The organism is Nonomuraea sp. 10N515B (assembly GCF_052245915.1).
GTDB lineage: Bacteria > Actinomycetota > Actinomycetes > Streptosporangiales > Streptosporangiaceae > Nonomuraea.
Map to the genome: position 1 here is coordinate 22,216 of NZ_JBQQBQ010000066.1, position 24,490 is coordinate 46,705.

Below are 24,490 nucleotides of genomic sequence, written 5' to 3' on the forward strand. Positions count from 1 at the left end.
GGCTCTTCGTCCTCGGTTCACGACGCGCACGGCCGTCGCCTACTCCATGCTCAACGCCTCCGCACGGGCCAAGGGCAAGGAGGGGCAGCGTACGGGCATGCTCATTGCGGCCTCGGCGCTGGAACACGGCGCGAGCCTGCTGACCAACGACCGGGGGCTGGCCCGGCTTCAAGAGGTCAGCAAGCTCAACGTCCTGCATCCTGAGGATTTGTGAGCTGACTACTTGAGCAGCTCGCCCTTGGGACCGACGATCCCCTTGGTCTCCGCGTAGCTGGCCTTGTTGTAGACGTCGGCCACCTCGCTGTCGAAGTACGCCGAGCTGATGTAGTCGATCCGGTCGTTGCCGTCCTGGTCGTGGAACACGCTGGTCACGCCGTTGACGTAGCCGGTGCGCTTGTTGTTGTCGTACCGCATGAGCCAGGGACCGCCGTCGGCGCCGGGCGTCATGGAGCACTTCAGCACCTGGTGCGTCTCGACCTTGAACGTGTTGACCTGGTAGGTCTTGGTGCCGGTCTTGCCGATGCAGTACTTGGGCGTGAGGCCGGTGTAGGGCTTGTTGCCGTCGGGGTGCGGGGCGCTGGCGTAGCCGAAGACCGTCACATTCTGGCCCATCGGCTGGTTCCAGGCGAAGCCCTGACCGCCCACGACGTCGCCGAGACGGCCCAGATCCTTGGCGATGCCGACGCTGAAGACGGTCTTGTAGTAGAGGGTCTTCGTCGACTCCTTGACCCAGTAGCCGAGGAAGTAGTGGGTGATCGTGTAATTGCCCTGAGCGTCGATCTTGCGATACCCGAGACCCTTGTACGACTCGTACTCCGACTTGGTCACATGATCAATGACGGTCTTCGCCGGCTCCTGGGCGCCGTTGACGTTCCCGGTAGGGGACTTGTCGTACACCTCCTTGGAGACTTCCTTGAACGCGCGCTTCTTGTCCGGGTACTCGGGGCCGACGACGTCGCTGGTCGTGGCGAGCTTGGCCCAGCAGTCGGCCGTCTCGCCGCCGTGCAGGTCAACGCACTTGGTGTACTCGGCCTGGGTGATCTGGACGTCCTGCGCCCACTTGTCGCCCAGCCACTTGTCGTACTCGGCCTTGGACACCTGCTTGGAACCGGCGAGGGAGAAGCCGTTGTGTACTGCGACAAAGGCGTAGTCGCCGTCGTAGTCGTCGTAGGTGTCGAGGTCGTAGGCGGTGAAGGCGTACGCGCCCACGTAGACGCCCCAAGGAGCCCTGCCCTTGTAGTAGCCGGGGACGAAGACCCACTTGCGGTAGACGTCCTTGCCCTTCTCGTACACGCAGTGGCCTGCGGTGACGACCAGGTTGCGGTGGCGGGACTGGATCGAGGTGGCCGAGCACCAGCGGTATCTGCCGGCCTGGTCGAGGAAGAAGACCTTACCGATCGTCTTCGGCAGGTTGACGTTCCTGACCTTGGTGGCGGTGGCGACGGTGCCGGTAGGGGCGGTCATACCGGGCTTGCCGTCGTCGGGGGAGTTGCCCTGGGTGCCCACCAACTTGGGCACGTTCTTGAAGTCCCAGTAGTACTGCGTGGCCTTACGCAGGGCGGCTCCATTGGCGTCGAGCCAGAAGTTGGCGCTGCTGTAGGCGTCGGCGGGCTTGGGAGCGAGGGGATCGGTGGCCCAGTGCGGTTCCGCGTTGGCGGGAATGGCGAAGGTTGCGGCGCTCAAGCCAGCGACGGCGAGGGGGATGAGCAGGCGCTTCAAGGGATGCTCCACAGCGTTGTCAAGAAAGATTGTAAAGACCCTATCGACCCATTAGTCACTCTGGTAAGGGTTCTTCCCAACTTTCTCGCCAGAAAGGCCGAAGGGCCCGGCAGCTGCCGGGCCCTTCGGGTAAAGCAGTTGGTCTGAGGTTTGGACCCCCAGCTCCAGGGTTGGCTAAGGTCAGCCGACCTTGCCGGACCACACGGCCTCAGCGGCCTTGTAGACAGCGGCCGTCTCGCCGTCGAAGTACGACGAGAAGATCGTGTCGAAGCGGTTGTTGCCGTCCAGGTCGCCGAACGCAGCGGTGGTGACACCGTTGACGTAGCCGAGACGCTTGGCGTTGCTGTACTTGAGCAGCCACGGCGAGCCGTTGTAGCCAGCGGTGACGGCGCACTTCAGCGAGACGAGCTCCTCAGCCTTGATCTTCGCGATCACGTTGGCCTTGGCGGACGTCTTGTTGTAGCACCACTTCGGCGTCACGCCGGTGTAGGGCTTGTTGCCGTCGAGGTGCTCGCCACCCGGGTACCCGAAGGTACGGACGTACTTGCCGGTCGGCTGGTTCCAGGCGAAGCCCTGACCGCCGACGTTGTCGCCGAGGCGACCGACGTCCTTGCTGAAGCCGTCGAGGATGTAGAAGACCGCCTTGTAGTACTTGGTCCCCTCGGTAACCTTCACCCACTGCGTCAGGTAGTAGTGGGTGATGGTGAAGTTACCACCGTCGATCTTCCGGTAGCCCGGGCCGCTGTAGCTCTTGTACTCCGACTCCGTCACGTGCTCCGTCACGGCCTCGCCGAAGCGGGAGCCGTTCTGGGGCCACGGCGCCTTCTCAGGCGTGGCGGCGTCGTACTGGTCCTTGGTGACCTCGTACTTCGAAGCCACGGCGCCCGGGTAGCTCGGGCCCACGTTCTCGGACTTGCTGGAGGGCTTCGCGTAGCAGTCCGCGGTCTCCTTGCCGTTGAAGTCCTTGCACTTCTGGTACTCGGCCTCGGAGATCTCGACCTCGTACGCGTCCTTGATGCCCTCGTACTTGTCCCAGTCCTCCTTCGAAACGACCTTCTTCTGGCCGTTCGTCAGGCGGATGCCGTTGTAGACGGTGACGAACGCGTAGTCGCGGTCGTAGTCCTCGTAGTTGGCGAAGTCGTAGTGGGTGAAGGCCTGCTTACCCACGTAGATGCCGAAGTTGGCCTTGCCCTGGTAGTAACCGGGGACGAAGACCCACTTGTTGAGGACGTGCCCGTTTCCACCGGTCTGGTACACGCAGTGACCGGCCGTGGCGACCAGGTTACGGTACTTGGACTGGATGGAGGTGGCGGAGCACCAGTAGAGCTTGCCGTCAGTGCCCTCGAAGAAGACCTTGCCGATGGACTTCGGCAGGTTCACGTTCTGGACCTTGACGGCGGTCTTCTTCTCCTCGCCAATCGGAGCGGTCGACCCGGGCTTGGTGTCCGGGGTATAGCCGCCCTTCATGACGACCTTTTCGACTTCCTTGTAGTCGTAGCGGTAGACGGTCGCGGCCCGCAGAGCAGCGCCGTTCGCCTTGAGCCAGAAGTCAACGGTCTCGGCGACCTTGTTGCTCGGGGTCAGGGGAGCGTCGTCAATGACACCCGACGCGGTAGCCGTGCCGGCCAGACCAGCAGCCAGCAGACCGGTGGCCAGAATGGCGCCACCGGCGGGGAGGAGGATGCGCTTCAAGGTAACTCCTTGCGCTGTCGTGGAACGCCTCTTGCGTCCCATGCGTCAGTAAAGGGATAGCCAGGAACATACAGTGTCGATCTTGAACTCGGGTAGTCGCTTTGGCAGGAAAAGATGCGACAAGCCGGGCGTGATCGTTCTGTGATGTTTAAGTGGCTGATGCGCAGGAGCTGAGAGAAGCTCTCCTCGTGGCCGTTTGCCCTGATCAACATAAGGAAGTTGTCAGTGTGACGCTCGATGCAGAGGCGTTCTCCTGATCCGCTTAACATGAGCGATGTGACACACATCACATCGGATCGATGGCACCGTATGAGCGCGCCGTGCGTCCAAGCGCCTTCTGATTTCCGGCCGGAAAGCAGAAGGGCCCGGCAGATGCCGGGCCCTTCGCTCGGAACGATGTACGAACGGCTTAGGGCCGGTCGCTGTCCGTCACTCAGACAATCTTGCCGGACCAGACGTTGGCCGCGGCCTTGTAGACCGAGTTCGTCTCACCGTCGAAGTACGGCGAGGAGATGTAGTCCACGCGGCCGTTGCCGTCCTGGTCGTTGAAGGTGCTGGTAACACCGTTCACGTAACCGAGACGCTTGGCGTTGCTGTACTTGTACAGCCACGGACCACCGTCCGCGCCCTCGGTCATGGCGCACTTGAGGGCGAGGTGCTCCTCGATCTTCTTCTTGGCGGAACCCACGAGCTTGCCCGAGGTCTTGCCATAGCACCACTTCGGCGTAATGCCCGTGTAGGCCTTGTTGCCGTCGGGGTGCGCCGCGGCCGGGTAGCCGAACACGCGGACGTACTTGCCGGTGGGCTGGTTCCAGGCGAAGCCCTGACCGCCGACGTTGTCGCCGAGGCGACCGGCGTCCTTGACGAAGCCCTCGATGATGAAGAACGTCGTCCGGTAGTACTTCACCTCGGTGGTGCGCTTCACGTAGTACTTCAGGAAGTAGTGCGTGATGGTGAAGTTACCCTTGTCGTCGATCTTCTGGTAACCGGGGCCCTTGTAGGCCTTGTACTCCGACTCCGTGACGTGCTCCGTGACGGGGGCGGGGTCCGTGACCTTCGAACCGTTGCCGGCCGCCGGGGCCTTGTCGTAGGCGTCCTTCGAGACTTCCTTCTTGACCTCGATGGCACCCGGGTAGTTCGGGCCCACCAAGTCGTCGTAGTCAGTCGTCTTGGCCCAGCAGTCCGCGGTCTCGCCGCCGTTGTAGTCCTTGCACTTCTCGTACTCGGCCTTAGTGATGGGCTCGTCCTTGGCATCCTTGATGCCCGGGAACTTCTCCCACTCCTCCTTGGTGACCTTCTTCGGCGTGCCGCCGCCGATGGAGACACCGTTGTACACGGTGACGAACGCGTAGTCGCGGTCGTAGTCCTCGTACGTGTCGAAGTCGTAGTGGGTGAAGGCCTGCTTACCCACGTAGATGCCCCAGTTTGCCTTGCCCTGGTAGTAGCCGGGGACGAAGACCCACTTGGACACAACCTCGGTGTTGTTGGCCGTGTCGTAGACGCAGTGACCGGCCGTGGCCACGAGGTTGCGGTACTTGGACTGGATCGAAGTGGCGGAGCACCACTTCTTCTCGCCCTTGCTGTTGACGAAGAAGACCTTGCCGATGGTCTTCGGCATGTTGACGTTCTGGACCTTCGACGTGGTCTTCTTCTCTTCGCCGATCGGAGCGGTCGAGCCCGGCTTGGTGTCCGAGCTGTAGCCGCCCTTGCTCTGCAGCTTGGCGACGTCGGCCTTGGTCCAGACGTTGGACTCGGTGGCAGCCTTGAGGGCGGCACCGTTGTTGTCCGCCCAGAACTGGGCGATGGCCTTGGCGTTGGCCGCGCTCTGCGCCATCGGGTCAGCGGCGGTCGTCGGGTCGGCCTGAGCCGCACCGGCGAGGCCGGCGGCCAGAAGGCCGGTAACCATGATCGCGCCACTGGCGGGGATGAGGATGCGCTTCAAGGGAACTGCTCCTTGCTCTGTCGTGGGTCGCAACATGCGTCCCATGCGTCAGTAAAGGGATAGCAAGGAACATAGCGTGGTGATCTCCGCAGGTGGAACCCGGTTTGGACGATCTGGTAGGCGCCGTTACCGACGTGACCGTGCTGTTATCTGTCAGAGGCCTTGCCGTGTTGTTATCGGAAGGGCGATGTTTCTGCAGGGTATGGCGTGATTGTGGCGGATGGGACGAAAGTTCCGTTAGTAGATCGTTGCGGAGAGTAGTCGCTTGATTGTGTCTCAGATCACAGGAACCAGATTCAGGCCTGCTCCGTCTAACAAGGCTGACCATTCACAGGTGATCTTCAGGTATCGCCCAGAAATGCCCAGATTCATCCCTTATCGCGGGATTTGGGGGTATGTCAGGACCGTCTGGGAGAGAGGCGTTGGCGTATCCGCAACGGAGATGCGTTGTGAGCGCCGCCTGGCTGTGTGTGTGGCACCCCTATATGTAGGTGCGGTTCTTGTCGCGAGCCGTCGCGATCGCGCCAGGGGCGGGCGTCCAGGGGGCAGAAGCGGTGCATCGGGTTGGGCGGCACCCAAGCGATGGGGCCCCGTCCTGGCCACCGGTTGGGCTCGCCAGCGTGGTCACGTCCACTGACGCAGGCCTTGGCGAGCACAGCCCAGGCCGGGCAACGCAAATTCCAGCAGCGGGGGGCGACGTCGCCTGCAAGCACCAGCCAACCAAGGCAAACCCCTGCTGACCGACGCTGACCGCATCCTGGCCACCGTGCTGGCGCCTTCGCGACGTTGAATCCTTACAGTTTCAGTGGGTGCGACACCGCTGTCAGGACGCGCCCGCCAGGGTGGCGCCGATGGCCGCCATGAGCCCGGCGTGGCAGTCGGAGATGATCAGGGGCACGCCGGACAGGCCGCGGGCGACCCGGCCGCGCAGGAAGGCCAGCCGGCCCGCGCCGTCCTCAACGCCGGTGACATCCGGCCGAGGATCTTGCGTCGGCCGTCACCGGCGTTGACCGCGGTCGCCACCAGGCAGTGCACGTTGATGATCCGGCCGCCCTCGCGCACCTTCTGTGTCAACGCATCCAGCCAGACGAAGGTTGTAGGGGCCGCGGCGTCCAGGCGCGGATGCGGAACGCCTCGACCTGCTCATCCAGCGTCTTGGCCATCTGTGAGACCTGCCGCGCAAGGCGTCTGAGACGCCGCCGGGAGGCGGCGTCTCAGATTCTCGAAAGAACGCGATCGCTGACAAATGAGAGCATGCCGAACTCGCGAGCCCGCCGGTGCGCGAAGTCGGCCAACTCCTCATCGTCGGCGTAGTCGCACACGTAAAGGTCCACGTCGAGGCCGAGGAGCCGCTCGGCGACCTCGGCGTGCGTTTCCAGCACGTCGGCGGGCCAAGGAGCGTATGTCTCGGTGTCCACCCAGCGGGCGGAGAACGACTCGAACAGGATGCCGTCCACCAGGTCGGCGAGTTGTGGGAGCAGCCCGAACCCCCGGTTGGCCAGCATGTATTCCGGCTTGGCCTCCTCCCTGATCGCGGCGATGAGGTAGAGGAGGTGGGGCAGATCCTCGGGGTAGGTGAATTCGATGTTCAGCTGGTCAAGAAAGAGGCCGTTAAAGCCACGGGCCATGGCGTTGCGAGCCTGGTCCACAACGTGTGCTACCCAACGCGGGTCGCTGCAGCGCACAAAAGCTCCGCCCCAGTCGGGATTGCGCTTGGGGCGGTGCCACGGGGCGGGCGGCCCGACGTCCTCGGTCAGCGACAGGTAGCCGAGCGTCTGCACACCTTGTTCGCGGAGCAGGCCGAGCTCCTGCGTGCTGTAGAAGTCGGCTTGCAGGACGACCTTGTCGAACCCGGACAGCCGATCGATCTGGCCGTCTCCGTAGTAAAAAGCGATGGGCTGCCGCGTCATGCCGTCCACGACTCCTTGTACCAGTTGAACGTCTTGCGCACGCCTTCCTCCAAGCCGACGCGCGGCTCGTACCCGGTGAGCCGGCGCAGCAGTGTGAGGTCGGGGCAGCGGCGTGCGACCGAGCCCGCAGGTGCGGGCACGTGGTGGATGGCGGGGCTGACGCCTGCGACCCGCAGGACGAGCTTGGCGAGGTCGCCGATGTTGGTCTCGGCGTCGTTGCCGATGTGCACGATCTGCCCGGCGGCCTTGGGCTCCGCCATGAGGCGGACAACGGCATCGACTGCGTCGTCGACGTAGCAGAAAGCTCGGCTCTGGTCGGCGCCGTAGAGGGTGAAGGGGTCTTCGCCGCGGGTGGCCCTGAGCGAGAGCTCGGGGATGACGTGGTCGGCGCCCATGCGAGGGCCATAGACGTTGTGGAAACGTCCGATGACGGCCTCGAAGCCCTTGGCGCGTGCAGTGTGCAGCACGGCGGCCTCGCCGAGCAGCTTGCTGATCGCGTACGTGTACCGCGGCGAGCCGACGTCCTCGATCACCAGCGGAACGGTCTCAGGTGTGGGCACAGGGGCGAGCCCAGTGGTGACGGCGCCCGCGTACGCCTCACTGGTGGATGCGAAGAAAAGCCGGTCGCCGGAGCGCATCCAGTCGAGCAGATGCATCAGAGCCAGCGTGTTGACCCTGATCACGCGGGCCGGATCCTTCTCCACGTTTCGCACGCCGACGACGGCGGCGAGCATGTAGATCTGGTCCCAGCCGGGCTCGATCGCGGCGTACGCGGCCGGGTCGGTGAGGTCGGCAGAACGAACCTCGACATCCAGTTCGGCCAGCGCGTCGTCGCGGCGGCCACGGGAGAAATCGTCGACAACGGTGACGGCGTGGCCGTCGCCGCGCAGCCGGCGGGCAAGGTGCAGCCCGATGAACCCGGCGCCACCCAGCAGCAGGGTCTTCACGCCACGACCTCCTTGCCGGTGTAGCCGATGCCCGCGTAGCGGACGCCATGACGCACAATGGCGGCCTCGTCGAGGATGCGCCACGAGTCGAACAACACCCGCAACTCGGAAGATGCCAGCCGGGGCTCGACTTCGAGGGCCCTATAGTCGGGGTGGTCGTTGATGACGATCATGGCGTCGGCGTCGAACGCCTTGTCGAGGCTGACGGGCTCGCCGCCGTACTCGCGGATGATCTGGTCGGTGACCATGGGGTCGTGGCCCAGCACGGTGAGACCGACGGCGCGGAAGACCGGCATCATGTCCGCGATGGGCGTGCCCCGCATATCGTCGGTCGCCGGCCAGCCCTTGTAGGCCCAGCCGAGGACCGACAGCCTGACCCCCTCGGTGTGGCCGACCGTCTCGCGGACGAGCTCGACCACGCGCTCCGCAACGTGCGCGGGCAGCTGCTCGTTGAGTGCCCGCGCCTGCCCCACCAGATACGGCTTCCGCTGCGTGGTGCTGGCGATCATCAGGTAGGGGTCCTTGGACAGGCAGCCGCCGCCGACGTATCCGGGCTTGGCCAGATCGGGGCGCGGATAGTCGAGGTTGGTGGCTCTGATGACCTCCAGCGGATCTAGGCCGTGCTGCTCGGCGATGAGCGCGATTTCGTTGCCGAAGGCGTAGATCAGGTCGGTGTGGCAATTGTTGGACAGCTTGACCATCTCGGCCGTTTCGAGGCTGGAGACGGGCACGATCTGGTTGGCGAGACCCTGGAAGACCTCGACGCCGGCCTGCAGGCTTTCCTCGTCGAGCCCGCCGATCACCTGGGGCAGTTCGACCAGCTCGCGAAGCGCCTGGCCCTGGATGGTGCGCTCTGGGGCCATGACGAGCCTCGCCTTGCCCCAGCGGGCGGTGAGCGCGGGCAGGACGACCTTCCGGCTGGTGCCGATCGGTACGGTGCTGCGGACGACGACCAGCGTCTCCGGGCGTTCTGCGACATGTTCGGCGGCGGCGGCCAGGTTGCCCAGGTTGGGCGTGCCGGTGGACAGGTCGACCGGCGTGGAGACGGAAAGGATCGCGGCGTCGAGCCGCTCTTCCGGAAGCCGGTCGGAGATGATGATGGTGCTGCCGAGGTGCTCTGCGAAGGCCTCTTCCACTCCGGGCTCGTACACGTGGATTCGGCCGTTGGACAGCGCTTCGACTACATGTGGACTGTTGTCCACGCCATACACGGTGTAGCCCTTGCGGGCCAGGGCGGCGGTCAGCGTCAGGCCTACGTAGCCCATGCCGATCACGCCGACTGTCTTCGGCATTTCACAAACCTCTCTTTCAACAAGGCAGACTGACGCGGTCGAGATCGACCACGGTGACGTTTCCCGCTATGCCATAGCGGCGGTAGCGGGCGCAGGCGGCCGCGATGTTCGCCGGCTTTGCGGCGTAGTCGGTGGCGAGCACGGCTTTGCCGAGCTTGCGCAGCGCGAGGGCGTGCCGCAGGTTCTCTCCGCACCAGTCCTCGGTGCAGGGCTCGTCGGTGGCTTTGAGGAAGAGCTCCTCCATGCCGATGCCGTCGATGGCGTTGACGTAGCCGGGATAAAGCCTGAGTTCAGGGGAGTTTTGCGGGACGATGTGGAAGCCCGGCCTGATCTTCTTGGCGTAGCGACTGAGCTGGATGATCAGATTGGTCATCTTCTTGCCCAGGCTCTTGCGGGACTCGCCGGGGGTGCGCTTGAGGTCGATCTCCTCGTACGCCAGCGGGGTGTCCAGGTAGATGCCGTCGAACCCGGCACGGAGGGCCTGATCGACGCGGGGCTTGATGACCGTCTTCCACCAGCGAGAGTCCCAGTATCGGACGAAGCGCTCGTCAGGCCAGTCCGGCCAGACATTCAGCACCAGGTCTCGCGGAAGGGTGCGGAACTCGGTGCGGAACGTCTCGATCGATCCGATCTCGAAGTAGGCCAGGACCTTCTTGCCGCTCGCGCGCACACGGGCGATCTCTGCGGGTTTGAAGTAGCCCTTGATGGTCGCATCGCGGGACAGGTCGATGATCGCGAGCTGGTGCGGCGCGCGCGCGATGGCATCCAGGCGGCCTCCGGGATAGTCCTGGAGGACATAGGTGAAACTCCGCACATTGGCCAGAGATCCCGACGGCGTGGATGTTGTCAGCGCGGCCGTGAGCGCACAGGCCATGATCAACTTCATAGCATCGCCTTGATCGAGTCGGAGAGCGGGATGCGTGGCTGCCAGCCGAGCACGTCTCGCGCCCGCCTCGTGTCGGCCTGGCTCCATCCGACGGCCTGAGAGCGGGCGGAGTCCGGGGCGCTCTCGCGGATCTCGCCGGTGAAGCCCGATGCCTCCGCCAGCAGCGCCACCGCGTCACGGACCGCGACCGTACGGCCGCTGCCCACGTTGATCACACGCTCCGCGAGAACGGGCGCGAACGCGGCGTGTAAGACCGCGTCGGCGACGTCCCGCACGTCCACGAAGTCACGCATGGCGTCGAGCGGCCCCATGTCGATGTGGCCGGTCGCGGTCTTCATCAGGTCCAGTGCCCGGCCGAGCACGTTCTCCGCGGAGATACCGGGACCCACCGGATTGAAGACCCTCAGAGATACGCCGTCGACCTTGCGGGCCTGCTCGACGAGGAGCGTTCCAGCAAGGTGGGTGATGCCGTACGGGCTGGTCGGCCGGGCCGGGTCGTCCTCGTGCTGGGCATGTCCGTGCGGCACGGGGCCGTACTCGGCGGCCGAGCCCAGGCGGACGAACCTGGCCTGTGGTGCTGCGACGGTGATGGCCTCCAGCAACACGGCGGCACTACCGGCGTTGCCGCGCAGCAATTCGTCATAGCTTCCAGACAGCCGGCCCACGCAGCTGAGCACGACCGACGGGCGAGCCTCTCGCAGCAGGTCCGCCGCGTCGGCGGGGCTCGCAGTCAGCAGATCGAGGTCAACCCGGCCAGGGCAGATCAGCCGAGTCACCCGAGGGTCGTCCACGAGCAGGTCTTTGACCTGGCGCCCGAGGAATCCCGTGGCGCCGAACAAAACGACGGCACTCATCGCATCGGGTTCCGCGACGGCAACAGCAGCGGCCTGATCTCGTCGAAGCGCGCGTTGGCCTCGTCGTAGTCGTCAGGGCGGCCGATGTCGAGCCAGTAGCCGTCGAACTCGTAGACCCCTGGCGGGGTTTCCCGCGCGAGCAGGTCGAGCACCAACTCGTCGAAGCCGAATGGCATGCCTTCCGGATAGTGCTTGATGGTCGAGCGGGACAATGCGTATACGCCCATGCTCACGCGGTAGCTGAGCAGTGGCTTCTCCCGGAAACCGACGATGCGACCCTCCTCCGCCTCAAGCACCCCAAAATCGATCTTCACGACGCGCGGTGAGGTCGCCACGGTCAGCGGCAAGCCGGTGTCGATGTGACTCTTCAACACATCCGCGTAATTCAGTGTGGTGAGGACGTCGCCGTTCATGACCAGGAAGTGCTCAGGAAGCCGGTCCCTGATCGGGAACAGCGGCCCGATCGTGGACAGCGGCTTCACCTCCTCGGTGTAATCGACTTTCAGCCCCCAGCGAGAGCCGTCGTCCACAAACGCGCGGATCAACGGACTAAGGTGTCCGACCGCAAGCGTGGCGTGAGTGAAACCCTGACCCGCGAGCTGCTGCAGGATGATGTCGAGGATCGCGTACTCCTCCCCGATCGGCACCAAGGGCTTGGGTAACGCGGACGTGTACGGACGCAGCCGAACCCCTTTGCCCCCTGCGAGGATGACGACGTGCATGGATGTGATGCCTCCCGGTCAAATGATCAGCTGTAGAGCCTGACGTCCCTGAGACCGAGGCCCATCAGGGTGGTCAGTACCACGAGGAACAGCAACGTGGCCACGGCGAAGAGCAGGACGTCGGCCAGCGCTGAGTGCCCGGCGGGCAGGAGAAGCCGGCCGAGGGGGTGCACGGCGAGCGCCGCTGCCTGAGCCACACAGACGCGGGTGACCTTGGCCTGGTTGGTCAGCAGGAACGCCACGAAGTAAGCGCCACCCAAGATCACGTGCGCGGCGCCCATGGCCAGGCTGGTGGCCGTCAGTTCGCCCCTGACGTAGAGCGACGCCAGCGGCAGCGCGGACAGCGCCGACAGCGCCGCAAGGCAGATCAGCACACCCTTCGCGAGTAACCACCGGCCGCGGCGCGTGAAGTCGGATGGGTAGCGGACCTCACGCATGGCCACCCTGGCCTCATCCTCGAACTTGTGCGCGCGGTACTCCAGGATTCCCATACCGAGGACGAGCCCAGCGCCGGCCACGGCGATGTCGGTCCGGTCGAGCACGTACCGCGCCTCCGCTTGGAGCAGGAACACCGCGCTCAGCGTGGCGTAGACGATAGAGGGGAGCAGCACGCGCACGTTGATCCGGGCCAGTGAGAGGAGCGACGGCTCAGCGGTGTCAGCGTCCGACCCCTGCGTCGTGGTGAGCAGGAGCGCGCCCCCCACGGTGGCGAGGATGCATATGAAGCCCAAACTGATCGTCAGCAGCCCCACCTGGCTGTCGCCGCTGACGATGTACACGAGACCGGCCACGATCGAGGGCAGCATGATCATACCCAGCCAGCCCTCTTGCCGGTAGAACAGCAGGATTCCCGAGGCCATCTGGTAGGCCATCTGCATGACGCACAGGATGACCAGCGCGACAGGCCCGTCCAGCGCTAAGGCGATCAGGCCCGCCATGACCATGGCACTCACGACGCCCATGAGCAGGCCGGTACTCAGCGCGCGGCCCGCCGCTCGCGGAAACCCCTGTCCGATCAGCGAATACGCCAAGTGCGATGCCGCGCTGCCGATCACCCAGCCCATGCCCGTGGTCAGGACGAGACCGGGCATCAGCCATTGCGTGCCCACGAGCCCCGAGGCGGCCGGCAGGAGAGCCCCCAGCATGGCGTAGAGGAGCCCGTGCAGGATCTGGGCGACCGGCCTGGCCTCTTTGAGCAGCGTGTCGGCCCGCTGAGGAGGGCGGCCCAAAGACTTGATGTGGGTGTAGGCGGCGTCGGCCAGCGAGAACACATCAGTGTGGCCATACCGCTCACGGGCGATCTTGTCGTTGAGCCCTTGGGACTCCAATATGGCCGCGACCTGAAGAGGTTCAACGGCGCGGAAGACTTCCGTGCCCATGGGCTCGATGAGTTCATCGATAGAGCGGTTTGGGGCCGGCTCGAATGCGGTCATATGGGAACCCTCACGAGTTCCCGGTAGACGGCGCGGTAGTCGTCGAGCGACTGCTGGAGCGTGAAGCGCTGCAGCACGCGTTGGCGCGCGAGCCTGCCGAGCCGACGGCGCAGGATGCGGCGGCGCAACAGCGTCACCATGGCCTCCGCGGCGGCCACGTAGTCGCGTGGCGGAACCACGAACCCTGCCTCGCCCACCGCCTCCGCGACACCACCGACGTTGGTGACGACCACGGGACGGCCGCAGGCCATGGCCTCCACCACGGTGTAGGGAAAGCCTTCGGAGATGCTGGTCAGGGCCACGATGTGGCCGGCATGGTAGGCATCGACCTGCGTCGCGACACGACCCTCGAAAACCGCCGACTCCTCCAGCCCCAACTCGGCAACGAGCTCCAGGCAACTCTGGTGGTAGCTCTCGTTGCCCTTCGGCACACCGCCGAAGATGCGTAACCGGGCATTGGGGATCTTGCTGCGGACGATGGCGAACGCACGGATCAGCGTGTGCAGATCCTTCAGCGGGTCCACTCGACCCATGAAGACGATCGTGGGCTCGGCCGGATCCGAAGTGGCCAGCGTGAAGTCGGCCGGATCCACACCGTTGTACATGACCCGGATCCGGCGGGGGTCGGCGCCGTTGTGGATCTGCCATCGTCGGTTGTACGTCGAGTGCGGCGCGATTCGGTCGGCCGCGGCGTAAGACGCCACTGCCAGCCGCCTGAAGAAACTGAGCATCAGCACGCGCACGGAATGCGAAACTGGCTCGTTGACGTACTGCAGGTAACGCTCTCGCAGGTAGACGCCATGCTCGGACAGCACGATCGGTGTGCCGTAGCGCCACTTGGCGGTCATGGCCGGCAGCATGCTCAGTCCGTTCATGGCCACGTGCATCAGATCCGTGCGCGGCGGTGGCTCGGCCAGCGGGCGGAGCATGTGACTCATCAGGTTGCCAAAGGTAATGGCGTCGGACAGGTTGAGCCGGTCGGTCCTGCTCCAGTACCAGGTGTCCATGACCTGCGACAACGACTTGTTGGCCATGGGCGCCCCCACGAGGTCGCCACCGGCATTCGCGAACCTGTAGAACTGTTCCAGCACCCACAGGAACTCTCCACCGCCCTCACCCATGACGGCAGGCGTGAGGACCATCTGCAGGAAGCGTCCGTACACCTTGCTGAAGGCGGCTCCTGGGTCTCGCGTGGAAAGGCGGGGCCGCTGAGCCCATAGCGGCATGGAGATGATGTTCTCGAGGTTGCGAGGCTGCTCCCAAACAGGACGCTCGCGACCGTCCACCGTCATGGTCATGACGTCCCACCAGTAGTCGGGCATGCCCCTGATGAGCTGGTCCATCCACACGCTGACCCCGCCCATGGCGAATGGGTACGTGCCCTCCGACACGAGTGTGACCTTCACGATCGCACGCTCGCGGCAACCGTGACGGGGAGACCGGCGGTGAGGGTTAGGTGCGCGATCGAGTCGGTGCCGTACGTCATCGCGCCCGCGGCGGCGGCGTTGGTTGTGAAGACGGCGGCGTCGGTGCTCGCCTCGAAGGTGATCGTGCCTGCCGTCCGGTCGTAGACGGCGCTCACACTGCCCAGGCCGGCGAAGTGCTTCGTCCGGTTCTCGACGTAACGGGCAAGATCGCCCCAGTTCGGGGTGAGCAGCGGAACGTTGTAGTAGCCGTTGTACTTGGCCATGACGGCGTAGAGCCAGTCGAAGACGAGGCTGCGGTCCGAGCCGTAGTTGCGCAGGTTGCCCTGGTGGAATGTGTGCACGTAGATCGACCCCGACATGACGTGCTGCATCGCTACGTCACTTTCGTGGCCAAGGATCTGGGCATAGGTCTGGTTCGCCGGCCAGTAGGGGAAGTTGCCGGTCGGCCCGTAGTAGGAGTTGTAGAACAGCGTCTCCTCGTCGGGCGTGGTGGTGTGGTAGGCGATGTTGGTCGGCCAGTCGGGCACCACCATCAGCGATGGCTCGAGCGGGTGGTAGATGCCGCAGTTGAAGCAGGACGGCTGATGGCTGACGAACGACATGTTGCCGTGCAGGTATTTCACGCCCGCGTTTTTGGCGGCCTGCAGCAGGTTCGGGTTGGAGGCGGCCAGGCCGTAGTCCGTGGGTGGGTCGATGTCGTTGCTCGGGTCGGGGTTGTAGACGCCGAGGCCGGAGTACTCTCCGGTCTTGAGCACGGTCGGGTCCACGCTGAGGCCGAGCGCAGCGGCCCTGGTGAGGTTGTCCTGGATCTCTGCGTAGCTGGTGGTGTAGTCCGTGAAGTTCATCTTGGGGTGCGTGAACGTGTGGTTGATCCACGTGAAGGATGTGGCGCGGCAGCGCGAGTAGCTGGTCAATCCGTCCCGGCCGGACGCAGGCGGCGCGCACGTGGCGACTGTGCCCGGATCGGCCCCTCCGCCGTTGTAGGCCACGTTCAGTTGGAAACCTGAGGCCAGCGGGTTGGCTGCGGTGAAGGCGGTCTGCTGGTCGTACGTGCTTCGCGCGTCATCCCACGTCATCCGGAAGCCGGGGGCGCTCTCCACATGCCCGTCCGGATAGAGGTGATCCGTGTAATTGAACCAGTCGTCCACGTCGGCGTTGAGATAGTGACGCTGCTCACCAAGGAATAGGCCTCTGGTGGCCCACCTGAACAGCCCGAACGTGAGCAAGTCGGCCTGCGGCAGGTACTGGTTGGAGGTGAACGTCAGTGCCATGCGCTCACGGCCGTCCGTGGAGGTGCCGCGCACGCCGAGTACGTTCGAGCCGCTGGTCATGATCACGTCGGCGGAGCAGCCGGGGGCGACGGTGCTGCGGTAGACGTAGGAGAGAGAGATGGGGATGTTAACCCCGATCTTGAGGTAATCGAACTCGCTCGCCCCCGTGGTGGTCAACACGGTGTTTATCGGGGTGGTGCCAACGCCGCCCTCGCTACCCGCACGCAGGCAGTAATCCTCGGGCCACGTTCCGTACGCGGTATAGAGCGAAACCTGTCGAGCTCCGTACTCGCGCTCGTACGCCCATAAGGTGTTCCATTCGGTGGCGTCGAGACCGCTGACCCAACCGGAGCCGTTGTTGTAAAGCAGTGAGCCATTCGTTAGCAGGATGGCGTTGTATTTCCCGGTGCCGTCGGTCTGGATCAGGGTAGCGGTGGTGAGCGGCTGGGTCTTGGTGAGCAGGACGTCGTACTTGGCGCCGACCCTGTTGAGCATGGATCTCCACGTCGCGATGCCCCAGTCGTTCTGGTCCACCGCGACCACGAGCACGCGCAACGCCACCCGGTCGCTGGCCGCGGCGGCCAGCGCTGCGGCGGACGTAGCGGCGCTGGCCGAGCGCCTGATCGGCACTGTGCCCTTCTTCGCCCTCGGCAAGGGTCCCAGCTTGTCTACTTTGGGACGCTGGACTGGGGCACGTAAGGGAGCGGCGTGAGCATGCGTGTGCCCGCGCCCCAACACGGCGGCATCGGATTGAACGGTGAAGAGGCCGACGAACAGCAATGATGCGCTAACCGGCGCGATTGCCCGTCGACACCACATTCGCGGCGCCAGCCGGAGTTGCCGAAAAGAACCCACAATCTCCCTCACTCGGCGCCATGCGCGCCCCGAACCCATCCTGACCGAACTCCCGCATCACCGGCCACCCTTTAGTGTCTGTAAAGCCCGTTTCACTTCCGTTTCATCACAGTTTCCTGGTCTCGTGTTCGGGCCGTCTGGGAGCGTCATATGCTTCGTCAGCTGGAAGAACAGGCATGTCGGCGGGGAGATACGGATGCAGTTCGGCATATTGGGCACGCTCGAAGCCATCGATGGGGAGCGGCACTTATACCTTCGCTCCCGCAAGCAGGGCAGCCTGCTGGCCCTGTTGCTCTGCCATCGCGGCAGGGTGGCACATCGGGACATACTGATCGACGCGCTCTGGGGCGCAGAGGCCGGCGAGGCCGGCAGTCAGCGCCTGCGCCTGCAGCTTCACCGCCTGAGACGCGCCCTGGGTGACAACGCTCCCATCGCTCACGCCTCCGCCGGCTACCAGCTGCGGGTACCGCCCGACGCGGTGGACGCCTGGAGGTTCGAGAACCTCGTACGGCAAGGGCGCCACGCGATCGCTACCGGGAACGTAACAAGGGGCGCCGGCCTGCTGCGAGCTGGGCTCGACATTTGGCGAGGACCTGCGCTGTCCGGGTTGGCCGACATCTCGTTTCTGCATCGCCAGGCCACAAGGCTCGAGGAACTGCGGCTGGCGGCACTCGCCGACCGGATCGACGCGGACCTGCGACTGGGGATGCACGCAAACCTTGTCGGTGAGCTGTCCGCTCTGGTGCGCGAGCACCCCCTGCGCGAACAATTCCGCGCCCAGCTCATGATCGCTCTCTACCGCAGCGGGCGGCAGGCGGACGCTCTAGAGGTGTACAGCGACGGGCGATCCATCCTCACCCGGGACCTGGGACTCGAACCCACACCCGAACTGCGACAGCTCCAGGTGGCGATCCTCACCAGCGACGCCTCTCTTTTCCCCGGGCGGAGCACGGCCAACAAGCGGCCGGTGCACCGGCGGGTCGCCCCCCGGCACGCGCGTGGCTGCCCGCATTGCGCGCGGCGCGTCCGTTAGCGCTATCAGGCACTCGGCCTCACAGGCACCGCCGTCAAGGCGGGCGAATCCGAAACGAATCGGTCACTGTGAAGTCGCAATGATGGAGTAGACATGGTGTTGGTCCGGCGCACGATCCTCCTGATCGGCTGCGCCCTGATGGCGCTGTCCACGGTCATGTCGTGGGCAGCCCTGCCTCAGGGGACGCCGGGCGCTTTTCCGATCTTCCTGGTCGGCACGGTCCTGGCGGTCGTTGGCGGGTTCAGTCAGCTCCTCGCCAGGAAGGATGGAGAGGACGATCGCGAACGCGACACGGACTGATCGACGCTCGAGAAGCCCCGCACCGTACAACAGAGCGACGCACAAGCCGGCAGCAGCGCGAATCCCGGCCGGCCGTGCATCTGGCGCATGGTTCGCTTGGTTCTGGCGTTCACGCCTTCAATGCCGCCGTTGAGGCAGGGCCAGGGTGACGGCCGCGTAGACGGCATCGCGGTCCTGATCAAGGCAGCGTGCGGATGAGGCAGACGGTCCGGCGGGTGACTAGATCGTGGTCTTGTACTTCCGGGTCATCGCCGTCACCGTGCTGCGCTGTCCCGGCCACTGTCTTCAGCGTGGACGTCTCCATCACCCAGTGGAGCTTGCCGAGCCGGACGACGTCCTGGGCGAGCACGTAGTGCTGGATCAGCCCTCCTTCTGGATAGGTCATCCTCATTGGAAGGGCGTGATCGTGAGGAACGGGACTTGGCCCTGCCCTCACGGCGCGAGTGAGTGCTCATGGGCTCAGGCGGTGTGCTCCGGGCCGGATGCAAGATCTGGACGCTGCCGCTCTGATCAGGCATGACGGCTTACCAGTATGACGTTGGTCACAGGTGTGAGGCCTGTGTGCCCTGCATCCTGCACCGATATCAGGTCGCGTTTGTTCCGTCTCAGGCTGTAAGGCCCGGTGTTCGCGACGGGATCTATGCGCCGATTGACCACTCCGCTATACAAGGGCTGATCTTCTTTATGTCGATCTTACGGTGGGCACCTGAGCGCATTCGCCTCTCGTTTCGGGTGCGCCCCTTCACGGCAGGAGCAGTGACGCATGACGTTTTGGCGTGCGCAAAATCGGTCGAGTGCCGTGATGGGGCGCAGTGGTTTGGCCTGAAGCCGAAGGGCCGCCTGCGAGCCAGAACCACCGTGGTCCTGGCTGCCGCACTATCCCGAGCCTGATCCAATTACAGACAGAGCCTGCGGCGGCTGATCCGGTTCTTATGGCTCCCGAGTCCTGGCTCAAGTCGTCATCACCGATGTTCTGCAGCCCAGCGACATCGGCAATTAGCGGGAGATGAGGGTGCTGCCATGAACGTCCGTCCTGGCGCGAAAGGATTGGTCATCATTGGCCTGGTCGTGCTGGCTGTCATAGCTACGACCGGCTCGTTGTTGGTCTACGTCCGGCAGGAAGCATTCATGAGCGAGCGGACCCTCTTGTCTCGCTCGCTCGCCCTCCAGGCGAGCGAACTGAGGGATGTGGATCCCTACACATCGCTCAAGCTCAGCGTGGCCGCGGTACATATCAACGCGGATGCCGCAAGCCGCAAGTCATTGCATGAAAGCCTCCTGGTGCTGCGTCGCGAAGACCTCTTCACTCTGAATCCAGGAGGTGCTAGCAGTGTGGCGCTGAGCCAGGACGGCCACGTGGCACTCATAAAAGACGACGACGGCATCGCCGTCTGGGATCTGAGTGAAATTCTCGACGCGGATATGGAAGGTGACGTCAAAAAGGGGGATAGATTGGAAGGTGATTATGAAGATGTAAGCGTGCTTGCACTCTCCTCTGACGGTAGAACCGCGTTGATTGGCCAAGATAACGGCACCGCGGTGCTATGGGATCTGAACAACCTTGCACAGCCTATCCGCTTAGCGGCAATCAATGCGGGAGCCGCGAGTGACTCCTATCGCCCGATAGAGGCGCTCGCATTGTCGCGTGACGGCCGCACAGCATGCGTCGGTGACCGCGACGGCAATTTTTCCATCTGGGATCTCAGCGCAAAAACCAAACCGGTTAGGCGCTCTCATGTCAGGTCCCTGGGTAATGGCCGCATCAGTAGCATCTCTCTTGATGCTGATGCCCGTCTTACTGCTATCCTGACAGGGGATCGAGACGTGGCTATCTGGGATCTCGGCCGCCACGATAACCCAATCCAACTTAGCAGACTGGACCTGCCATTTGAGATTGCAGAGCCAATATCTATTACCGCAGACGGACGTAAAATCCTTGTCGGAAGCTCCCACCGGGCGGATGTATGGTCACTGGCGGATCCTGCTAAGCCGATTCATACTGTCACTCTAGATATGCCCAACCAGGATCTTTACGGCATCGCCATATCCGATTCTGAGAAGATCGCACTTTTCGCAGGAGATGGTGGCAGTGTGCCACTGTGGGATCTGTCGATCCAATCTCGGCCAACAAACATCTCCTCTCTGAAGAATTACTCCCGAGAAGTCACCCATATCGCCGTCAGTGCGAACGGAGAGGTGGCGCTGACTGCTAGTCCCGACCGTGGGGTGACGATGTGGGACCTGAGGGAATTGCCAGAGATGCTGGAGGATCCCGTTGGTGTCGCTTGTGATGGTCCAAACGGTCAGGAGTTTACTCGCGAAGAGTGGACTCGATACGCCGGCGATGCTGATTGGACGCGATACGGCGGCGGGCTCTGGGGTAAAGATACCTTGTCGGCGTGCCGGATCGACTGGGCGCTAAGCCTGAATCCACGGCGTGAATCTCAAGGCGAGGCCGGGAAAGTAATGTGAGGTGCCCTCTGAGCTGGGCGGACGGGAGTTCTCTACGCTGCCATTGGCCCATTCAACACATGGAGGGAATCCGCCAAAACAATTCGGGATCGCGGTGAGGTTACCCAATACCCCGCGACACACTCGCGTGGAGGTCGTGTGGGACTTCGAATCCAAGGTTTACGGCCATCAGGGCAGATGGGGCTGACCGTGGCTGCGCGCCTCCGTGGATGGGCACTCGGCACCGCCGTGGTGGTGCTCAGTGCACTTGCGGCCGTCGGCGGCGGGGTGGCGATCCGTCAGCACGTCGTCGCTCAAGAGGCCTTGCGCGTCGCGGAGGCTCGCGAACTGGCGCTGCTCGGTGTGGCGTCCCGGGTCACGGAGCCGTATGCCGCCGTCGCCTTGGGTGCCGCTGCCGTGAAGGTCCACGCCGACGACCAGACCAGGACCGCGCTGGCGGATACCATGATCTCCGAACGCCAGGCGGCCTTTCGAGGCACCGGCATCGTGGCGGCCATGGCGATGGGCGCCGACGGGAAGACCGCCCTTGTCGCCGATCAGGACCTGGGAGTCGCCCTGTGGACTCTGTCGCCTCCCGGCGGGCCGGGTTCCCGGCTCGACGCGATACGTGCGGGCGTACTCGAAAGCCGGTTCGGCGGGGTGCGGGCGGTGGCGTTGAGCGCTGACGCACGCACCGCCCTGATCGGTGACGTCGACGGTTCGGCGAGCCTCTGGAACACCACCGATCGCGACCACCCGGTCAAGACCGCCACCCTGGAAGGCGGCTCGGTGCGCAATGCAGCGCTGACCTCCGACGGGAAGACGGCGCTGATCGGGCACGAGGACGGGGGTGTCGCGGTCTGGGACCTCACGGGAGCCCGTCCGGTTCGGGCGGCGACCCTGACCGCCCACCGCTCGGCCTTGCGGAGTCTGGGGCTGAGCGCCGATGGACGGATCGCAGTGACCGTGAGCGAACAGGGGTCGACGGTATGGGACTTGTCCGACCGGACACGGCCAGTCCAGGGCGGCGAGCTGAGCACGGCCGGCACCGCGTCGGCGGCTGTGGCGCTGACCGCCGACGGGCGCACCACCCTTGTCGGCGGCACGCTGTGGGACGTGAGCGATCCAGCGCGCCCTCAGCGTCTCGCCTCGCTACCGGATGTCGAGCACCTGATGGTGAGCGCGGCGCTGACCCCGGATAGCGGCTTCGCCATAACGGCCGAGGCTGATGGCAGGACGGTCGTCTGGGACCTGCGGGACCGCAGGCGCCCATCTCGGATGGCCGTGTTCAAGGCACCCGATACCCGTGTGGACGAGGTCGCGCTGAACGCGGACGGGAAGGTGGCGCTGATCGCCACTGCCAAGTCGGGTGTCTTCTCCTGGGACCTGACTGGCATCAGCGGAGATCCTTTGCCCGACGTGTGCGCTGGCGGCAGGACTGCCCTATCGATCACTCGCACCTGGTGGAACGACACCACGAAAGGCAAACCATGGCCGGACTCCTTCGGCAACCGAAACTCGTTCGAACCATGTGCTTGACAGCATTAGAGTCCTGTTGGAGTGTCCTGGACGTCGGCGAGGCTGGCCAGGAGCTGGCGGTCGACGACGTCGATCTGCACCTCGCCTCTCGCCTCCACGAGGGTGATGAGCTGGCGTTACTCAGGAGCTCTACGTCGCTCCGCGCTTGGGTTGCACAACTGCCGCGAGGCGTTCCCGCGGCCACGTGATTCGTACAGCTCTCAACCGCCCCGCTGCGGATCACGTACGAGTACAACGAGCATGGCGAAACAGACCAAGCAGACCACCCCAGCCACTCTCGACTTCCCCAACGGCCGTTCACGACGATCGCCTACACCGACGGCAGCGAACGTGCCGTCGGTGGCGGCACCGCTCCCGCCGGGCTGGTGAAGAAGGATGGGAGTTCTCTACGCTGCCATCGGCCCATTCAAAAAAGCTCACCTCGTATGCGGGGACCTATACAAGGATTGCTGGTGGGTCGACGATGTCGTATCTGGAGTGCGAGAAGAAGAAGTCTGAGCGAGACTGCACCGAGGGCGGTGATTTCACGGGCCGGAAGTGCAATAAGAGGGGCACTGACTGCACCTACTACCTGAGCAATGCCGCGGCGAACCTCCTCGCAGCTGGCCTGGGCGCCATGAGCGGCATCGGAGAGACGATATGCAGTCTCAGGGCCGCGTCGATCATCGTTATCCCGCTGGCAGCGGTCTGCGGCGTGGCCGCCGGCATATTCCTGGTGGGTGCAGCGACCATCTTGGCGCACAACAGAGGAAATGGCATCTGGTTCAAGCTCGACGCGACCAGTTACTATGATCAGCAATTGGGGGCGTGGATTCCCAAGATCAAGAACATAAAGGTCGGAAAACAGTGAGATCTAAGGTCAGGATCCTTCGTATTGCGGTCATGATGGCATCCGGGTACGCCTCTTGGAGTGCCGCCACGTTGATCGTGGCCACCATAATGTCTGACCTCAGGGAGTGGGCGATAAGGCTGCTGATCGGTGGAGCCCTGCTTGCCTTTATTGGGGGTCTGCTCGCACTCATCGAGCAGTGGACGTCATCCAAGGAGAAGTCCGACTGACCGGTCATGTTCTTTCAGCGCGCTAGACCGGGCGACGGCGGATTCGAAAGTGTAGAACGCCATGTAATTCGGCCGACGAGTGAAGGCAGGACTGGGATGCGACTGTCTCTGGCCATGTTGGGTGTAGCTGTTCTGTTGATGGCGGCGCTGGCTGGATCAAGGGCTGCCGAGCGGCCAGTGTTCGAGAGGTGCCGTGGCTTGCATGCCGCATCTCTCGAATGCGTGCAAGCAAGCGCAGCGGTGACTGAATGCCGGCAGGGATCTGAATATTGGGGAGATGTTATATGTAAAGGTGCCCTCCACGTCGTCGACCGGTGTGTGCGCCTGGAGGTCAACGGCGCGGAAGCGTCAACCTGTGCAGCTCTCAGCACTGATTATCTGAGTTGTGTCGAGCGAGATCTCTCTCCCGTGACATGTCAGATGCTGGGCACAATCTTTCTTGAATGCATGCACCAACTTGGGGAGACGGAACGCAGTTGTCGGACGGAATGGGGAGAATTGGTGCAGTGTCGTATGCGCGCCGTCGACCCTGAATTCTGCCCGTACATCGGAAATCCCAGACCTTGGCGCGTTCGTGCAGCGTCATCAGCTCGGCGACCTGAGCACGCCCATGCACCTTCCATTTGACGGACGGCGGCCTGCCAGGCGCTGGCGTCGTCTCGCTCGGGATGGGAAGGTCGGGCTTCAGTATTTCACCGGAGTAGCCTTCGGTTACGTGGCTTCTCGATAGGAAGGCCACGGCTTACGGATGCGGACCCAACTGATCGGTATGCTTCTCTGCGCTCTGGCCGGACTGCTCATCGCCGCTTCGGGCATCATGGGGCTCATCGGTGCCGGATCGGAGCTGCATTGCCGACGCTGATCGCGGGAGGTGCGTTGTTTCTCCTCTCCGTCAGCAGCAAGCAATGGCCTTGACCAGACGCCCACTTAAAGTTGGGACACCCGGCCGGCTCCCAAGCGCACCTACTCCCGCTGGCGCGCGCTGTCGGGTTCAGAATTCGCCGAGCGGAAGCCCTTCACTGAACCTTTTCCGTGCGCCCAGCAGAACAGGAGGTGAAGCCGTGACATAGCGGCTGATCGTCTGTTCGTAAGCTCGTCGTCGCTTGCCGGTGGAAGTCCGGTCCGGGTAGCTGCCAGGAGGTCCGGTAGCAGGCTGGC

General features: G+C 64.1%; 20 protein-coding genes and 1 pseudogene. 7 read left to right on the plus strand and 14 right to left on the minus strand.

Annotated elements, in window-relative coordinates:
• Positions 1-46: 46 nt before the first annotated feature.
• Complete coding sequence (locus ACTWQA_RS49295; protein WP_443165755.1) at positions 47-214, plus strand: hypothetical protein; 168 nt, start codon at positions 47-49, stop codon at positions 212-214.
• A 5-nt stretch (positions 215-219) separates the two neighbouring features.
• On the opposite strand, the gene ACTWQA_RS49300 is transcribed toward ACTWQA_RS49295, so the two are convergent.
• From ACTWQA_RS49300 to ACTWQA_RS49360, 13 genes and pseudogenes are all read right to left on the minus strand, one after another.
• Positions 220-1,719: a hypothetical protein gene (locus tag ACTWQA_RS49300; RefSeq protein WP_443165756.1), complete on the minus strand. Its 1,500-nt coding sequence runs from the start codon at positions 1,717-1,719 to the stop codon at positions 220-222.
• 180 nt (positions 1,720-1,899) lie between these two features.
• The gene (locus ACTWQA_RS49305; protein ID WP_443165757.1) at positions 1,900-3,411 is read right to left on the minus strand and encodes a trypsin-like serine peptidase; all 1,512 of its coding nucleotides are present in this window, start codon (positions 3,409-3,411) and stop codon (positions 1,900-1,902) included.
• A gap of 433 nt (positions 3,412-3,844) precedes the next feature.
• Positions 3,845-5,353 (minus strand): trypsin-like serine peptidase, encoded by a 1,509-nt coding sequence (locus ACTWQA_RS49310; protein ID WP_443165758.1) that lies wholly within the window; start codon positions 5,351-5,353, stop codon positions 3,845-3,847.
• A gap of 826 nt (positions 5,354-6,179) precedes the next feature.
• Positions 6,180-6,528: pseudogene (locus ACTWQA_RS49315) on the minus strand (transposase); the annotation flags it as partial.
• A gap of 39 nt (positions 6,529-6,567) precedes the next feature.
• Entirely contained in the window at positions 6,568-7,263 is a 696-nt protein-coding gene (locus tag ACTWQA_RS49320) for a hypothetical protein (protein WP_443165759.1), read from the minus strand.
• Positions 7,260-8,210, minus strand: coding sequence for an NAD-dependent epimerase/dehydratase family protein (locus ACTWQA_RS49325; RefSeq protein WP_443165760.1), 951 nt, complete (start codon positions 8,208-8,210; stop codon positions 7,260-7,262). The genes ACTWQA_RS49320 and ACTWQA_RS49325 overlap by 4 nt, the downstream gene beginning before the upstream one ends.
• A complete protein-coding gene (locus ACTWQA_RS49330; protein WP_443165761.1) occupies positions 8,207-9,502 on the minus strand; it encodes a nucleotide sugar dehydrogenase in 1,296 nt (431 codons plus the stop codon). Before ACTWQA_RS49330 ends, ACTWQA_RS49325 begins: the two co-directional genes overlap by 4 nt.
• 16 nt (positions 9,503-9,518) lie before the next feature.
• A complete protein-coding gene (locus ACTWQA_RS49335) occupies positions 9,519-10,388 on the minus strand; it encodes an endo alpha-1,4 polygalactosaminidase (RefSeq protein ID WP_443165762.1) in 870 nt (289 codons plus the stop codon).
• Complete coding sequence (locus tag ACTWQA_RS49340) at positions 10,385-11,242, minus strand: NAD-dependent epimerase/dehydratase family protein (protein ID WP_443165763.1); 858 nt, start codon at positions 11,240-11,242, stop codon at positions 10,385-10,387. The genes ACTWQA_RS49335 and ACTWQA_RS49340 overlap by 4 nt, the downstream gene beginning before the upstream one ends.
• Positions 11,239-11,964, minus strand: a complete 726-nt coding sequence (locus ACTWQA_RS49345) for a sugar phosphate nucleotidyltransferase (RefSeq protein WP_443165764.1) — start codon at positions 11,962-11,964, stop codon at positions 11,239-11,241. Before ACTWQA_RS49345 ends, ACTWQA_RS49340 begins: the two co-directional genes overlap by 4 nt.
• A 26-nt stretch (positions 11,965-11,990) precedes the next feature.
• On the minus strand, positions 11,991-13,343 hold the full coding sequence (locus ACTWQA_RS49350; protein ID WP_443165765.1) for a hypothetical protein: 1,353 nt from the start codon (positions 13,341-13,343) through the stop codon (positions 11,991-11,993).
• Positions 13,344-13,393: 50 nt separating this feature from the next.
• Positions 13,394-14,803, minus strand: coding sequence for a GT4 family glycosyltransferase PelF (pelF, locus tag ACTWQA_RS49355; protein WP_443165766.1), 1,410 nt, complete (start codon positions 14,801-14,803; stop codon positions 13,394-13,396).
• Complete coding sequence (locus tag ACTWQA_RS49360) at positions 14,800-16,749, minus strand: Agd3-related carbohydrate deacetylase (protein ID WP_443165767.1); 1,950 nt, start codon at positions 16,747-16,749, stop codon at positions 14,800-14,802. The genes pelF and ACTWQA_RS49360 overlap by 4 nt, the downstream gene beginning before the upstream one ends.
• A 397-nt stretch (positions 16,750-17,146) precedes the next feature.
• On the opposite strand from ACTWQA_RS49360, the gene ACTWQA_RS49365 reads away from it, so the two are divergent.
• Together ACTWQA_RS49365 and ACTWQA_RS49370 are read left to right on the plus strand one after the other, a co-directional pair.
• Positions 17,147-17,983, plus strand: coding sequence for an AfsR/SARP family transcriptional regulator (locus tag ACTWQA_RS49365; protein WP_443165768.1), 837 nt, complete (start codon positions 17,147-17,149; stop codon positions 17,981-17,983).
• A 93-nt stretch (positions 17,984-18,076) separates the two neighbouring features.
• Complete coding sequence (locus ACTWQA_RS49370) at positions 18,077-18,283, plus strand: hypothetical protein (protein ID WP_443165769.1); 207 nt, start codon at positions 18,077-18,079, stop codon at positions 18,281-18,283.
• 178 nt (positions 18,284-18,461) lie between these two features.
• Here ACTWQA_RS49370 and ACTWQA_RS49375 read toward each other — a convergent pair whose 3' ends face one another.
• Complete coding sequence (locus ACTWQA_RS49375) at positions 18,462-18,668, minus strand: hypothetical protein (protein ID WP_443165770.1); 207 nt, start codon at positions 18,666-18,668, stop codon at positions 18,462-18,464.
• Positions 18,669-19,303: 635 nt separating this feature from the next.
• Here ACTWQA_RS49375 and ACTWQA_RS49380 point away from each other — a divergent pair.
• The 4 genes from ACTWQA_RS49380 (at position 19,304) to ACTWQA_RS49395 (ending at position 23,332) form a co-directional block, all read left to right on the plus strand.
• Positions 19,304-20,755 (plus strand): WD40 repeat domain-containing protein, encoded by a 1,452-nt coding sequence (locus ACTWQA_RS49380; RefSeq protein ID WP_443165771.1) that lies wholly within the window; start codon positions 19,304-19,306, stop codon positions 20,753-20,755.
• A gap of 189 nt (positions 20,756-20,944) precedes the next feature.
• On the plus strand, positions 20,945-22,273 hold the full coding sequence (locus ACTWQA_RS49385; protein WP_443165772.1) for a WD40 repeat domain-containing protein: 1,329 nt from the start codon (positions 20,945-20,947) through the stop codon (positions 22,271-22,273).
• Positions 22,274-22,736: 463 nt separating this feature from the next.
• Positions 22,737-23,123 (plus strand): hypothetical protein, encoded by a 387-nt coding sequence (locus ACTWQA_RS49390; RefSeq protein ID WP_443165773.1) that lies wholly within the window; start codon positions 22,737-22,739, stop codon positions 23,121-23,123.
• Positions 23,120-23,332 carry a hypothetical protein gene (locus ACTWQA_RS49395; protein ID WP_443165774.1) on the plus strand — a complete coding sequence of 71 codons (213 nt, stop codon included), beginning with the start codon at positions 23,120-23,122 and terminating at the stop codon, positions 23,330-23,332. Before ACTWQA_RS49390 ends, ACTWQA_RS49395 begins: the two co-directional genes overlap by 4 nt.
• Positions 23,333-24,490 lie beyond the last annotated feature (1,158 nt).

Coding starts and splice junctions, on each gene's coding strand:
- ACTWQA_RS49345 (WP_443165764.1), bottom strand. CDS start 11,964: ATGCACGTCGTCATCCTCGCAGGGGGCAAAGGGGTTCGGCTGCGTCCG.
- ACTWQA_RS49295 (WP_443165755.1), top strand. CDS start 47: ATGCTCAACGCCTCCGCACGGGCCAAGGGCAAGGAGGGGCAGCGTACG.
- ACTWQA_RS49390 (WP_443165773.1), top strand. CDS start 22,737: ATGTCGTATCTGGAGTGCGAGAAGAAGAAGTCTGAGCGAGACTGCACC.
- ACTWQA_RS49365 (WP_443165768.1), top strand. CDS start 17,147: ATGCAGTTCGGCATATTGGGCACGCTCGAAGCCATCGATGGGGAGCGG.
- ACTWQA_RS49370 (WP_443165769.1), top strand. CDS start 18,077: ATGGTGTTGGTCCGGCGCACGATCCTCCTGATCGGCTGCGCCCTGATG.
- ACTWQA_RS49380 (WP_443165771.1), top strand. CDS start 19,304: ATGAACGTCCGTCCTGGCGCGAAAGGATTGGTCATCATTGGCCTGGTC.
- ACTWQA_RS49330 (WP_443165761.1), bottom strand. CDS start 9,502: ATGCCGAAGACAGTCGGCGTGATCGGCATGGGCTACGTAGGCCTGACG.
- ACTWQA_RS49335 (WP_443165762.1), bottom strand. CDS start 10,388: ATGAAGTTGATCATGGCCTGTGCGCTCACGGCCGCGCTGACAACATCC.
- ACTWQA_RS49320 (WP_443165759.1), bottom strand. CDS start 7,263: ATGACGCGGCAGCCCATCGCTTTTTACTACGGAGACGGCCAGATCGAT.
- ACTWQA_RS49350 (WP_443165765.1), bottom strand. CDS start 13,343: ATGGGCACGGAAGTCTTCCGCGCCGTTGAACCTCTTCAGGTCGCGGCC.
- ACTWQA_RS49340 (WP_443165763.1), bottom strand. CDS start 11,242: ATGAGTGCCGTCGTTTTGTTCGGCGCCACGGGATTCCTCGGGCGCCAG.
- ACTWQA_RS49375 (WP_443165770.1), bottom strand. CDS start 18,668: ATGACCTATCCAGAAGGAGGGCTGATCCAGCACTACGTGCTCGCCCAG.